At 36.0% G+C, this 14,211-nt stretch carries 13 protein-coding genes, 2 tRNA genes and 1 pseudogene; 2 read left to right on the top strand and 14 right to left on the bottom strand.

Annotated features, from left to right (window positions below; genetic code table 11):
• Nucleotides 1–176: 176 nt before the first annotated feature.
• From lonB to M1D66_RS05070, 5 genes are all read right to left on the bottom strand, one after another.
• A complete protein-coding gene (gene lonB, locus M1D66_RS05090) occupies nucleotides 177–1,847 on the bottom strand; it encodes an ATP-dependent protease LonB (RefSeq protein WP_000119170.1) in 1,671 nt (556 codons plus the stop codon).
• Between the two features lie 106 nt (nucleotides 1,848–1,953).
• Nucleotides 1,954–3,213, bottom strand: a complete 1,260-nt coding sequence (gene clpX, locus M1D66_RS05085) for an ATP-dependent protease ATP-binding subunit ClpX (RefSeq protein WP_000472289.1) — start codon at nucleotides 3,211–3,213, stop codon at nucleotides 1,954–1,956.
• Nucleotides 3,214–3,477: 264 nt separating this feature from the next.
• Complete coding sequence (tig, locus tag M1D66_RS05080; RefSeq protein ID WP_000105215.1) at nucleotides 3,478–4,755, bottom strand: trigger factor; 1,278 nt, start codon at nucleotides 4,753–4,755, stop codon at nucleotides 3,478–3,480.
• A 309-nt stretch (nucleotides 4,756–5,064) separates the two neighbouring features.
• The gene (locus M1D66_RS05075; protein ID WP_000358279.1) at nucleotides 5,065–6,063 is read right to left on the bottom strand and encodes a hypothetical protein; all 999 of its coding nucleotides are present in this window, start codon (nucleotides 6,061–6,063) and stop codon (nucleotides 5,065–5,067) included.
• A gap of 197 nt (nucleotides 6,064–6,260) precedes the next feature.
• Nucleotides 6,261–6,509, bottom strand: a complete 249-nt coding sequence (locus tag M1D66_RS05070) for a hypothetical protein (RefSeq protein WP_001983650.1) — start codon at nucleotides 6,507–6,509, stop codon at nucleotides 6,261–6,263.
• Nucleotides 6,510–7,028: 519 nt separating this feature from the next.
• Between M1D66_RS05070 and M1D66_RS05065 the strand changes: the two genes are divergently transcribed.
• On the top strand, nucleotides 7,029–7,643 hold the full coding sequence (locus M1D66_RS05065; protein ID WP_242555026.1) for a PH domain-containing protein: 615 nt from the start codon (nucleotides 7,029–7,031) through the stop codon (nucleotides 7,641–7,643).
• Nucleotides 7,644–7,727: 84 nt separating this feature from the next.
• Here M1D66_RS05065 and M1D66_RS05060 read toward each other — a convergent pair whose 3' ends face one another.
• Nucleotides 7,728–7,928 (bottom strand): hypothetical protein, encoded by a 201-nt coding sequence (locus M1D66_RS05060; RefSeq protein WP_000124460.1) that lies wholly within the window; start codon nucleotides 7,926–7,928, stop codon nucleotides 7,728–7,730.
• A 152-nt stretch (nucleotides 7,929–8,080) separates the two neighbouring features.
• Between M1D66_RS05060 and M1D66_RS05055 the strand changes: the two are divergent.
• Nucleotides 8,081–8,173, top strand: a pseudogene (locus M1D66_RS05055) (DUF6572 domain-containing protein); the annotation flags it as partial.
• A gap of 179 nt (nucleotides 8,174–8,352) precedes the next feature.
• Here M1D66_RS05055 and M1D66_RS05050 read toward each other — a convergent pair.
• The 8 genes from M1D66_RS05050 to M1D66_RS05015 all read right to left on the bottom strand — a co-directional run bounded on the left by M1D66_RS05050 (nucleotide 8,353) and on the right by M1D66_RS05015 (nucleotide 14,192).
• A tRNA-Arg gene (locus M1D66_RS05050) sits at nucleotides 8,353–8,426 on the bottom strand.
• A 1-nt stretch (nucleotide 8,427) separates the two neighbouring features.
• Nucleotides 8,428–8,501: transfer RNA gene (locus M1D66_RS05045), tRNA-Gly, on the bottom strand.
• Nucleotides 8,502–8,609: 108 nt separating this feature from the next.
• Complete coding sequence (locus M1D66_RS05040; RefSeq protein ID WP_242555025.1) at nucleotides 8,610–9,113, bottom strand: metallophosphoesterase; 504 nt, start codon at nucleotides 9,111–9,113, stop codon at nucleotides 8,610–8,612.
• 13 nt (nucleotides 9,114–9,126) lie between these two features.
• Nucleotides 9,127–9,735 carry an XTP/dITP diphosphatase gene (locus M1D66_RS05035; RefSeq protein ID WP_000815939.1) on the bottom strand — a complete coding sequence of 203 codons (609 nt, stop codon included), beginning with the start codon at nucleotides 9,733–9,735 and terminating at the stop codon, nucleotides 9,127–9,129.
• Nucleotides 9,736–9,746: 11 nt separating this feature from the next.
• Nucleotides 9,747–10,484: a ribonuclease PH gene (rph, locus tag M1D66_RS05030; protein ID WP_001261765.1), complete on the bottom strand. Its 738-nt coding sequence runs from the start codon at nucleotides 10,482–10,484 to the stop codon at nucleotides 9,747–9,749.
• A gap of 128 nt (nucleotides 10,485–10,612) precedes the next feature.
• On the bottom strand, nucleotides 10,613–11,662 hold the full coding sequence (gerM, locus tag M1D66_RS05025; protein WP_001126748.1) for a spore germination protein GerM: 1,050 nt from the start codon (nucleotides 11,660–11,662) through the stop codon (nucleotides 10,613–10,615).
• 181 nt (nucleotides 11,663–11,843) lie between these two features.
• The gene (gene racE / locus M1D66_RS05020; protein ID WP_000774005.1) at nucleotides 11,844–12,653 is read right to left on the bottom strand and encodes a glutamate racemase; all 810 of its coding nucleotides are present in this window, start codon (nucleotides 12,651–12,653) and stop codon (nucleotides 11,844–11,846) included.
• A 213-nt stretch (nucleotides 12,654–12,866) separates the two neighbouring features.
• Nucleotides 12,867–14,192, bottom strand: coding sequence for an MFS transporter (locus M1D66_RS05015; RefSeq protein WP_025710196.1), 1,326 nt, complete (start codon nucleotides 14,190–14,192; stop codon nucleotides 12,867–12,869).
• Between the last annotated feature and the right edge of the window lie 19 nt (nucleotides 14,193–14,211).

The raw sequence follows: 14,211 nt of genomic DNA, 5'->3' as shown, positions 1-14,211 counted from the left end.
CTCCATAATAAATTAAACTCCTGTTCAACTATTTTATATTACAATACACCTAGATGCAATTGCTGAGATTCCGCGCAATTGTAAATAGCTTGTTTTTCTACCTCACGAAAAGAAAAAGACTCCGATTAAGCATACAAACTTAAACGAAGTCTGGCAAATTTTATTATTGTTTATTTTTACATAGATTGTGCATCAGTTTCGTCTACGTGAGTATGTACATCTAGCTCTCTATGCATATTTTCTTGCATAAACGTTAACTCAAATACTTCTTTTAACTTACGGACAGGAATAATTTCAATTCCCTTGATCGTATACAAAAATGGTTGCATATTTTCAGCAGGAATAATGACTTTCTTAGCTCCCGCTTTTTTCGCAGCTTTTATTTTTGCGTATACGCCACCAATAGGCTTTACTTCTCCGTGTATACTTATTTCCCCTGTCATCGCTACTTCATTATTTACATATGTGCGGTGTACCGCAGAATATACACCTGTTGCCATAGCGATTCCTGCAGAAGGGCCATCAATCGGGATACCACCTGGAAAATTAATATGTATATCATATCCTTCTGGCAACACATCTAAAGAACGAAGTACTGTTAATACATTATCAACAGAGCCTTTCGCCATACTTTTACGACGAATCGATTTCGTTTGACTACCAATACTTTCTTCTTCCACAATTCCGGTAACATTTACCGATCCTTTATCTTTCGCCTTGATTGCTGTTACTTCAATTTCTAATAATGCACCTGTATTTGGTCCGTATACAGCAAGACCATTTACAAGACCAATCCTTGGAATCGGATAAATGTGCTTTTCATATTTCGGTGTAAGCTGACTTGAGTGAACAACCCACTCTATATCTTCATCCTTAATGAAAGAACGTTCTTCATTTATCGCCATACCAGCAGAGATTTGCACGAGATTAATCGCTTCTCGTCCATTCCTTGCATACATCCCGATCATTTCAATACCATTTTCACCTATTTGCATTTCCACTTTTTCCGCGGCATTTTTCGCTACTTTTTGAATTTCTTCCGTATCTAATTCACGGAAAAATACTTCTAAGCAACGTGACCGAATAGCAGGAGGAATTTCCTCTGGCGAACGTGTCGTTGCTCCAACTAAGCGAAAATCTGCCGGTAAGCCTTTTTGGAAAATATCATGTATATATGTTGGGATCATCGTATTTTCTTCACTATAGTACGCACTTTCTAAAAATACTTTTCGATCTTCTAACACCTTTAACATTTTATTCATTTGAATCGGATGGAGCTCGCCAATCTCATCAATAAACAAAATACCACCATGTGCATCTGTTACAGCACCTTTTTTCGGTTGCGGAATACCTGCTTGCCCCATCGCCCCAGCACCTTGATAAATCGGATCATGCACCGAACCTATTAAAGGGTCTGCGATACCACGTTCATCAAACCGAGCTGTTGTCGCATCAAGTTCAATAAATGTTGCATTCGTACGAAATGGAGATTTAGGATTTCGTTTCGCTTCTTCTAATACAAGACGTGCTGCCGCTGTTTTCCCAACACCTGGCGGGCCATATATGATTACATGTTGCGGATTCGGACCACAAAGAGCCGCTTTTAACGACTTAATTCCGTCCTCTTGCCCTACAATATCTAAAAAGGTTGTAGGACGCACCTTTTCTGCTAGCGGCTCTGTTAAAGAAATCTCACGCATTTTACGAAGCTGTTCTAATTCTTTTTTCGATTCTCGATCAATTGAAACTTTTTGTGTTCGTTGATTTCGAAGTAAATGCCAGAAATACAATCCGACAATTACACCAAAAACAAGTTGAACAACTAAAAATATATTTGTCCAGCTCATTATTTATTTCCTCCCGCAATATTTTATCTCTTAGTATTTCCGCGGAGGAACGTAGCTAAACATAAAGAAAAACAGCAATTATAAAAATTGCTGTTTCCCTTTCGCATTATGCAGATGTTTTTGTATCAAGTACAGTACCGTCTTGTAACACCAATTTTGGCGGCTCATTATCAGCTACTGTTTCTTTTGTAAGAATACACTTCTCGATATCTTTACGAGATGGAAGTTCGAACATTACATCAAGCATTAAGCCTTCAATAATAGAACGAAGTCCACGAGCACCCGTTTTACGTTCAATTGCTTTTTTCGCAATTTCGATTAGTGCACCTTCTTCAAACTCTAACTCAACATCGTCAAGCTCCAATAATTTTTGGAATTGCTTAACAAGTGCATTTTTCGGTTTCGTTAAAATATCAACAAGAGCATCTTCATCAAGTGGCTCTAGGTTCGCAATAACTGGAAGACGACCGATAAACTCTGGAATTAAACCAAATCTTAAAAGATCCTCTGGTAATACGTGAGATAAAACATGCTTCTCATTTACATCAGCATTTTTCTTCTCAGAACCAAATCCAATTACTTTTTCACCAAGGCGACGTTTAATAATCGGCTCAATGCCATCAAACGCTCCACCACAAATGAATAAGATGTTCGTTGTATCAATTTGAATAAACTCTTGGTGTGGATGCTTACGACCACCTTGAGGTGGAACGCTTGCTACAGTACCCTCTAAAATTTTCAGAAGTGCCTGCTGCACACCTTCACCAGATACATCACGTGTAATTGATGGATTTTCGGACTTACGTGCCACTTTATCAATCTCATCAATATAAATGATTCCTTTTTCCGCTTTCTCTACATCATAATCAGCTGCTTGAATTAATTTTAGTAAGATATTTTCTACATCTTCCCCAACATATCCAGCTTCTGTTAAAGATGTTGCGTCCGCGATTGCAAATGGAACATTTAAAATACGCGCTAAAGTTTGTGCCAGTAATGTTTTACCACTACCTGTTGGCCCGATAAGTGCGATATTACTCTTCGCTAATTCTACATCATCAATTTTGCTGTTAGAATTAATGCGTTTGTAATGGTTATATACCGCTACCGCTAGTGCTTTTTTCGCGCTATCTTGCCCGATGACATACTCATCTAAGATTTCACGAATTTCTACCGGTTTCGGTACATCTTTGAATTCTACTTCTTCGTCCTTCGCAAGCTCCTCTTGTACAATTTCAGTACAAAGTTCGATACACTCGTCACAAATGTAAACACCTGGACCTGCCACTAACTTTCGAACTTGCGTTTGTGTTTTACCACAGAAAGAACATTTTAATTGCCCTTTTTCATCATTAAATTTAAACATATTTTCACACCCCTTACAAAGTGCTAACCTCTTGCCTTCGTATGTACACGATAAATGTATCGTATGTAAATACATATTATGTCACTACGTGGCGAGAAATACAAATAATATGACTAGTTATGTACAAATAAAAAATTTTTAAAACTTTTGAAATATGTATATTCGACTTGTAAAGGAACTTTTCCTTCTCCATCGAAAAGTTTTATAAATATATTTCTATATTTATAAAACAAGGCACGATTTTAATCGTGCCTTGTTATTTTATTATGCAGCGTTTTCTACTAAGAAGTCTACAGCTTTACGCACTTTAAGATCTTCAGCTAAAGCGTCTACGCTTCCAAGAGCTTGCTTGATAGCGTCTACTGGCATACCGTACATTTCAGCCATTTTTTCAACTTCTGCAGTTACTTCTTCTTCAGTAACTTCGATGTTTTCAGCTTCAATGATAGCTTCAAGAACAAGATTGATTCTTACACGTTTTTGTGCATCTTCTTTCATTTGCTCTTTTAATTTGTCAGCATCAGTACCTGTGAATTGGTAGTAAAGCTCAAGGTTCATACCTTGTTGGCTTAAACGTTGCTCGAATTCACGAACCATACGATCTAACTCAGTGTTGATCATAGCTTCTGGAATTTCGATTTCAGCGTTAGCAGCAGCTAATTCTACTACTTCGTCACGTACTTTGTGCTCAGCTTCGTGTTTTTTGCCTTCTTCTAAGTTTGTGCGAAGTTTTGCTTTTAATTCATCAAGAGTTGCAACCGCTTCGTCTGCTTCTTTAGCGAACTCGTCGTTTAACTCAGGAAGTTCTTTTGTTTTGATTTCGTGAATTGTTACTTTGAATGTTGCTGGTTTGCCAGCTAATTCAGCAGCATGGTACTCTTCTGGGAATGATACTTCAACGTCTTTAGACTCACCAGATTTAAGACCGATTACTTGCTCTTCGAAACCTGGGATGAATGTACCAGAACCGATTGCTAGAGAGTAGTTTTCGCCTTTTCCGCCTTCAAATGCTTCGCCATCAACGAAACCTTCGAAGTCGATTACAGCTGTATCACCGTTTTCAACAGTTCCTTCTTCTTTAACAACTAGTTCAGCTTGACGTTCTTGTAAAGATTTTAATTCGTTCTCTACATCTTCGTCAGTTACAGTTGTTTCAACTTTTTCTACTGCTAAACCTTTGTACTCACCTAATTTAACTTCAGGTTTCACTGTAACTTTTGCAGTGAAGATAAGGTTAGCATTTTTTTCGAACTTCTCGATGTCGATTTCAGGATGATCAACTGGGAAGATACCAGCTTCTTCAATCGCTTCACCGTATGCTTTTGGTAAAATGATATCTAAAGCATCTTGGTATAAAGATTCAATACCAAAGCGTTGTTCGAATAATGGACGAGGCATTTTTCCTTTACGGAAACCTGGTACGTTAATTGTTTTTACTACTTTTTTGAACGCAGCGTCGATAGAGTTGTTTACTTCTTTAGCATCAACTTCGATTGTTAAAACGCCAACGTTACCTTCTAATTTTTCCCATTTTGTAGACATTTATTCTTTCCCTCCAACTATAATAATGTATGCACATACCTCTATAGATTAAGATCTTCATTATCTCTTTTTTGAAATAACAAATACACAAATAATCCTCTAGCAAAAGCTTTCAGATATAATGTTCCAATCTACTAATTGCCCAGAAGACAACTACGGTATATTTTGTTCGAGAATAATATGAAACATATTAAGTAAGAGAATTACACTTCTCTTCTCTTACAAACAGGCAGTTTTCTGCCTTTTGCAACCCTTACATTATAACATAGAATATGCTCGTTTCAAGAACTGAACGATTCTTTTTCATAATTATACGGGCAAATATCCTTCTCTTTCAACACGTAATAACCATTGATAGGCAATATGAAACTCTTCCAATTCGATATTGTATGCTGCCATAAGCTCTTCTTCATCAATAGCCAATCCGAAACGCTTTCTTCCAATTCTCTCTAAAACAGCTGACCAAATCTCTTCTTTATCCATTAATAGAGCGAATGGGAAAATGCTGATTTGCAATTCTTTCCAATATGTAACCATCGCTTCAAATATATCGGGATAATTTTGCTCTAATCGACTTGATAATTTATGTATAATGTTATTGGATTGCTCCTCATTATGACCTGTAAATGCTGGAATTACCTTAATCGTATTCCCAAACTTTTCTACCTCTATTTCCTCTTCTACCTGACTTTCTATCATTTTATACAAAATAGAAGTTTTCAAATAGGGGTGTTGCTCTTCATCTATTAAAAATTTCTTTAAAACAGGTAATGCAAGATCTAAGTCTTTTAATGAAAGTCGCTGAATCGCTCTTAGCTTCTGTCCAAAGTTTTCTCCAAAAATTTCATTAGTAAACTCATTCAACTCAAAATTTGAATCCACTAGCGATGCGTCTCCCTCATTTAGCATACCTTCTGCAAATAAAGCAAGCTGCGCTAATTTTTCCTTTTGATCAGGCATTATATCTTTCGTTTGTAAAACCTTTTCAACAGTTTCAATAACACCTTCATAATCATTTGTTTGAACTAAAATAGTCACGTACGTTTCAAGAATATCACCAAATAAGACAACTCCTGTTTTAAGCAACTGTTCACATTTGTCTTTCGCTTCTTCCATACGTTTTAATTCGAGTAAACAAATAACTGAAGCTAATTCCGTTTGTTCCGTTTCCGCATTATACTGACGTAATATTTCAAAGCAGCGCAATGCATCTTCGAACTTCCGCTCTTTCAACGCTAAAAAACCTTCATCAATATAGCGCTCTGATAGCTGCGGAAACAATACGACCGTATTTTCTTTTTTATCCATACGTCCGCCTCTTTTTCTTGATTTTAATTATGTTCAAAGTAAATATATCAAATGCGTAATGAGAACACAACATCCCCAAATTATTTATTTGAAATATGAAAATATTTAATTTTTACATTCCAATACGAATAAATCTCTACTAAAAATTAAAATTGTACAAATAAAAATCCCCAGCAACAAACGCAGAGGATTCATCATTAATGGAAAGCTTTTATAATTGTGGGGTATATTACAAGGGTAATAATTTGGAGAACAATAATTGCCATAACAATCATGCTAAAATAGAAGATTGGTTTACTTCGCTTCATTAAAAACATAATAATAAGCATCGTACAAGCAAACAAACTTAAGAAGAACAAACTTGTTGTCGAACTAAGTATACCACTTGGGACAAAGAACAATAACACTACACTACAAGTACCTATAATTCCAAATAACCATTCCATTCATTCACTCATTCCCTTTCCCTCTCATGACTGTTTTCTCTAAGCAATCAAATGTTTCACAACATCAACTACATACGTTAATTTCTCATACGCTACAAATCCAAAAGCAACCGTTAAGCCCGTTACAACTAATCCTTTCATCATTTCTGCCTCCTCGTTTTATCGTTGTTATCTTCATTATAAAAGATTAGCAATTTGTTACCATCGAACTACCTTACAGTTACCTTACAGAATTGTAAGATTTCAAAAGAGGATAGAAAAACACCTCACATAGCTTGAGGTGCTTTCACGGAATTTCTCTATAATCACTTGCAAAATTAACTTTTTTCTCTTGGTTATTTTTCGGAGAATCCAATCTTAAACTAATAGATTTACTAAATAATTTAGGATCAAAATAATTATTCATTACTTTTCTCAACTTACCTTCAGATATTTTCGTATTACAAGAAAACAAAGGATGAAAATCATGTTAATATATTTTTGTACAATTAAGAATTTAATTTACAAGGGGGATTATATATGTTTAAAAAAATGGCCGCAGATGTATTAGGACTAAGCGATGTAGGTTCTGTTATTACACCTAAAGACTATGATAAGGTCGATGCCGATGATTATGTAATGCATGAAGATGGGGAGAAAATTTACTTTCTAATTAAATCGAAATCAGATGAATATTGCTTCACAAACAAAGGGTTAATTCACTTAGACGGTACAAGCGCAACAAGTAAAAAACGTACACTACGCCGCTTTAGTTATAGTAAATATCAAATTAAAAACGTAGCACTTGAAACTGCAGGAACGATTGATTTAGATGTAGAAATTAAGCTTCAAATGGGCGATGAACATTACTCAATTGATGTTCATAAAAAACATATTGAAGAATTAAAAGATTTATATAAGGCTTTACTTAAAATCGAAGAAATTTCATACGACAACGATATTACATTACAATATGCACATAAAAGTTTAGATATGGCATCTAATGCCTTTAGCCGCATTTCAAACGCACAAGTAAATTTAGCAGAGCAATTTAAAGAGATGAACGAGATCGCCTTTAACTGGCTTGTTGATACGAAGAAACAATATAATGTGAAAGATTATGGTTTTGTATTTGAGAAGTTTATTAATAACTAAACAGAAAACCTTGTTATCAAAAGATAACAAGGTTTTTGTAGCGTACCAGGAGAAATTCGAGCTCCCGCTCCGCCCATTTCCGTACTATTTTATATATTTTGATCGCAGTCTTAATATATCTTCTCCTTCGCGAATGCCTGCCGATCCCTTCCTCACATTTTTTACGACAGTCCAATTCGGGTTAGTTTCATCACCGATGTTCTGTACTGTAAAATTGCCATCACCATATTTCCGGTGGCCTTCTGCCAATTTCTCCGTTAAATCATTCTCATTTGATCTCGCCATCTTTGCGCCATCTCCCTTTTTTATACGACCTTCTTAAACCATCTAACCAATCACAGGTCCAGTCAATTGGAGATTCTCATTTTCCGCTTCTATTAATTGTAACACACTGCCGGGGATAAGTTCCGATTACTGCTGCTCAACCGTACTAGAATGGTAAAGAATTTTATAATATTGCAAGTAAACAATTAAGAGAATCTGGATATGGATTTGAGTTCCATCATAAACCTATTAATTCTTTAAATTAAATAAGATGAATAGGGCGCATAAATGGCGCTCTTTTTATTTAAGAAAAAAGTACATATGCAACTGCTTAATATCAAAGGAAAACTCGCAGATATTAAGCATGAACTACACTTATAACCCAAACATCAAATTTTAGACAAACAAAAAACCTTGTTATCTTTTGATAACAAGGTTTTTTTAGCGTCCCAGGAGAGATTCGAACTCCCGACCGTACGCTTAGAAGGCGTATGCTCTATCCGGCTGAGCTACTGGGACATGGAGCGGGTGAAGAGAATCGAACTCTCGACCAGAGCTTGGAAGGCTCTTGTTTTACCACTAAACTACACCCGCATATGTTATTTTCTTTTCTTCGTTAGCGCCGTTGCCCTATCGACAATATTTATTATATGTATAACCACACATAAAGTCAACACCTTTTTTAAAAGAGGATAAATTTTCTTATCCTCTTTTAAAAACTGCCTGTTCAACTAGTTGTCCGTCTAACGTTTCAAAACGAACTTCCATTTGATTTTCATCCATTTCTAATAAAGCAAATGTCTTTTCTACACGCTGACGTGGTAATAAAATACTGCCTGGATTAATAAATAAAACGCCCTCGATTAATTCCGCACCTAATACGTGAGAATGCCCGAAGCATGCAACTTGCGCTCCCACTTCTTCAGCATGGTACGCTAGCGTTTGTAATGTCATTTTCACATTATGGCGATGTCCATGCACAACTAAGAAGCGAATTCCATCTACATCAGTTACAATTTCATCTTGAAAGTTAGCATAATCACAGTTTCCTTTTACAACATGGAAACCTTGCAGTTCTTCATGAGCAGATGTTAGCTCTGAATCACCGCAATGAATCATGATATCTACTTTCCCTTCACACTTCTCTTTCAACTGCTGTAATTCCTTCACAGAGCTATGACTATCGCTTACGATTAAAGCTTTCATCATTCTCTCTCCCTTATTCTCCTAAAAACCATTCCGGGATTTTTTCTTCTAACTTACGAAGAGCACGTCCGCGGTGACTAATAGCATTTTTTTCATCTGAACTTAATTCCGCCATTGCTTTTTTGTACTCTTCCACATAAAAGATCGGATCGTATCCAAAGCCATTTTCTCCGCGGCGTTGTTCTAAAATAAATCCTTCACATGTCCCGTTTACAATGACAGGCTTTTTATCACCTTCAGGGAAAGCTACTGCTAATGCACAGTAGAAGCGAGCTTTACGCTTATCAAACGGTATTTCATTTAATTCTTGTAAAACTTTATCAATATTCGCTTGATCATCTTTTGGCTCTCCAGCAAAACGAGCTGAATACACGCCTGGTTTCCCGTTTAACGCATCTACAATAAGACCTGAATCATCCGCAATTACAATTGCATTCAACTGTCTACTCAAACTATCCGCTTTTAAGATCGCATTTTCTTCAAATGTTTCACCAGTTTCTTCGACTTCTTCAATATGAGGAAAATCGTGTAATGATTTCACTTCTAAATCAAATCGCTCAAATAACTCAGCAAATTCACGTACTTTCCCCATATTTTTTGTCGCTACAACAACTTGTTTCATACTTTCCACCTCTACTCTATATGAGATACGATGTCACCTAACGCTTCTTTTTGCATATCAATCAGTTGGAAAATGCCTTGTTCTGCTGCATCAAGTAATTCATTTAACTGCGCTCTACTAAACGTCGCTTCTTCTCCAGTTCCTTGCACTTCAACGAACTGACCTTTTCCAGTCATAATTACATTCATATCAACGTCTGCTTTAGAATCTTCTGCATAGTTTAAATCTAAAACAACACCTTGCTCTTCAACAATTCCTACTGATGTTGCTGCTAAATAATCTTTTACTGGAATTTTAGATACTTTTTCTGCTTGTAATAATTTCTCGAAAGCTAATACCATCGCTACATATGCACCTGTAATAGAAGCTGTTCTCGTTCCACCATCTGCTTGGATGACATCACAGTCAATCCAAACTGTTCTCTCGCCAAGCGCTTCTAAATCAACTACCGCACGTAATGCTCGTCCTATTAAGCGCTGGATTTCCATTGTACGTCCTGTTACTTTCCCTTTGCTTGACTCCCTAATTGTACGTTGTTCTGTCGCACGTGGAATCATCGCATATTCAGCTGTTACCCAGCCCTTTCCTTCTCCACGCATAAATGGCGGGACACGCTCTTCAATTGTCGCTGAGCAAATTACCTTTGTATCCCCAACCTCAATTAACACTGATCCTTCTGGATGTTTTAAATAATTCGTATGAATATGTATATGGCGTAATTCTGTTTTCTCTCTACCATCTACTCGCATAAAAATAACCTCCTCATAACTACTTGTTAGTATAGCCAAATTTAAATGTATGATATGTATACAATAAAAGAAGAGGAACCCAAAAAGCAATTCCTCTTTCTTACTTAAGTATATCAAATTATTGACGATTAAAAACTACCTGTATTCACGTTTTCTGGACGATCTACAGGTTTTATTAACTTTCCGCCCTTTTCATCTATAAGATTTGCTTTTCCATTCACTTCAATAGAAATATTTTTCACACCTTTCTTTTCTGTTAAAGATAAAACTAACGACTTCAATACGTAATTTGAGATCATATTTTTATCTGGGTTTACAAATATATTTTCATTAAAGTTTAATGTAAGATTTCCGTCTTGTAATTTCGGATTCGTAATAAGCTTAACGCCTGGATTAAAATCATTCAGGAGCGATTGATGGATCGGACCTTTTACAAGTTCATCTATAATTGTTGCATAGTCATTTTCTTTACCTTCCGCAACGCGGCGTGTGACTGGTACGTAGTATTGCTGTTTATTATTATTTTGCGCCATAAAATACAGTGTGACTGGTTTTGTATTTGTTACATCTGCTACTTGTTCATCATCGAAGTTAATACCATTTGCACGGCTCACTCCTTCACCAAGCGGTGTACCACCAACCGGCATCTTTGCCAATTTCTCACCATTTATTTGGAACTGCACTTGTTTTATCTCTGTAAATTGCGTCAACGTCCAAGCTATAGATTCAACGATTTGACGCTCTTCTTCTTTCGCATAGTTTTTCATTTCTTTAGAGAAATCAATAACTGCCGTTCCGTCCTTTTTCAAATCTAAGGTCATCGTTGTATTCGCCGGAATGACTGCACGAAACCCATTCGGTAATAAATTCGTTACCGGTCCATCTTTCACAAGGTATTCTAACGTTTGCTTCACAGTCTCATTTGCTTTCGGAGTAGGTATAGCTAACGTTTGTGGTACAACATAACCATTTTTATCAACAAGGTATAGTTCTCTATTTACCATTTGCCCTTGCTTATCTTTTTTAGCTACTTCTTTCTTCCCACCCTCTGTATACGTAACTTGTTTTGGCGGATCAATTTGTTCAGTTGCTTTCTCTTGATTTATAAAGCCACACCCTGTTAGTAAAACAGCACTCACAGTAGCACCAACAACCCATTTAAAAGTGGATTTAGGCATGCCATTCCCCCCTAAAATCTAAGTTTGTACTATTATGTATACGAGCTGTTTCACGTTTTAGAACAAGCTGCGCCTCTTATAAATTGAAACTTTAATCAACAGGAGTCTTACTCCCCAGCAAATAGCAAGATAAAACAAAAACTCCTGATTTCTCAGGAGCTCACTTATATAAATTCTACTATTATTCTTTTTCTAAATGAATATGCTTCACATTTTCAATCGGTTGACCGAACCATTTTGATGCAATTTCTTTAAACAAGCCTATTTTTCCTGTTGTTAAGAAGAGATGATCGCTTTGTTCTTCTCCTTCATTCAACATTTTACTATGATATAAGATTGTACTTACTTCACGTGCTGTTTCATCACCAGAACTAATTAGTTGCACTTTATCTCCCATTACTTTTTTAATAACAGGTCCTAAAATCGGATAATGTGTACACCCTAATATAAGTGTATCAATATCGGTACTTTTCAGTGGTTGCAACGTTTCTCTTACAACTTCATACGCCATTTCACTTTCGAAATTCCCACTCTCTACAAGTTCAACGAAAGGTGGACAAGCTAAACTTTCTACCATAACACGGTTATTAATAGACTTTAACGCCTCTTCGTATGCACCACTTTTCACCGTTCCAATCGTTCCAATGATCCCAACGTGATACGTGTTTGTCACTTTTAAAGCTGTACGTGATCCTGGGTGAATAACTCCTACTACTGGAATTGGTAATTGTTTTTGCATCTCTTCTAATACAACTGCAGTTGCTGTATTACACGCAATAACTAACATTTTAATATTTAAGTCTAGTAAATGCTCTGTCATTTCCCACGTAAATTGACGTACTTCTTCTCGAGAACGTGGACCATAAGGACAACGTGCTGTATCTCCTAAATATATGATACGCTCTTTCGGCAACTGACGAATTAATTCCTTCGCTACTGTTAAACCGCCAACTCCTGAATCGATAACACCGATTGCTCTATTCAACTTCATCACCCGTTTTCTCATTCATCATCTTTTATGTTTATCATTATATTTTACACACTTTAAGTTCGCTCACTTCAAATGCTTCTGTATGAAAATTTTCATTTTCCCATGTATAGACTAGGACCTTTTTTATTTTGCTCCTTTTTTTCGTAATTTGCAAGATAGAAAAATAACCGACCTTCTATAAGAAAGTCGGTTTCTTCTATATAAAGTGCATATTCATTGCTCCATCTTTTTTTGAAAAGAAGACATTCCCATTAATAAGAAGAAATGAGCAGCAATTAAAATGACGATCAAAATAAAATTTAATCGATAACTATTTGTAGATTCCATAATTTTGCTCGCTACAGCTGGTCCAAATGCCATACCGAAAAAGTTAATTAAATTATATAAACCAAGACCGACTCCAACTTTAGCTGGATTTAATGTTTTCGGGATAAATGTGTTTAATGATACTTGAATTGCCGAATAACTCATAAATGTTAAAATAACCGCAAATAAAATAAAGAGTAAGTTCCCGTCCGGAATAATCCCTAAAATTAAAAAGCCAATGATCATAACTACAGAAGCTACATACATCATCTTCACATTCCCAAACGAAGGAATAATCTTTCCGGTAATAAAACTAGATACAATACCAAAGAGAGATGCAATAAACAATACAATTCCAATAACGAATGGAGACAATCCATGTCCTCTTCCTAACAGTAATGGTAATAATAATAAACTAGCACATAACGCCACATTAATGATAAATCCGACCGCTATTAAACGAAGTAATGGTTTATTTGTAAATAACTCAATATCAATAAACGGCGACTCTGTTCTCTTCATATGAGCCTTAAATAAAAATAGAAAAACAACAGATAACACAAAAAGCCAACTATTAATATTAACTCCTAATAAAATGGTCGTAATCAATACAAATAATAAAACTGCTCCAATGAAATCAAAGCGAAACACTTCATCTGTATGTCGCGCCTCTTCTGGCATAAATTTTACGAGTAAGAAAATACCAATCATTGAAATAACCATAAATAAAAATAAATACGGCCACCCTAACGTATTTGTAATTGCCCCACCTACTAAAGGTCCAATACCAACCGCTAATGCAATAGAAGAACTAATCATTGCTAACGCACCTGTTTTTTTAGCTGGAGCAACTAATTTCGCCACCGCAATCATACTAAGCGCAATAAACGCTGCTCCCCCGCTCGCCTGCACTAACCTTGCGAAAATGATAATTTCATAAGATTGATTCATAAATCCAACAATAGAACCAGCTACAAATATGATAATAGAAATAATTAATAGTCTTTTTACACTGTAACGATCAGCCAGCTTTCCATATATTATCGAACCAATACCGACAACTAAGGAATACCCTACTACAACCCAGCTTACTTTCGATTGACTAATTGATAAATCATTGGCAATATCCTCTAGCGCTACATTAAATAACACAGCGTTCATCGGTCCTAACAAAACAATAAAACATAATGTAAAAACAAACCATTTCGAATGGTTTCTTATATCTTTCCCCATGTGTAACACTCTCCTGATT

The sequence above is a fragment of the Bacillus sp. PK6-16 genome, assembly GCF_056530295.1.
The sequence above is the reverse complement of the archived record's forward strand: the minus strand, read 5'-3'. Positions and strand labels throughout refer to the sequence as shown.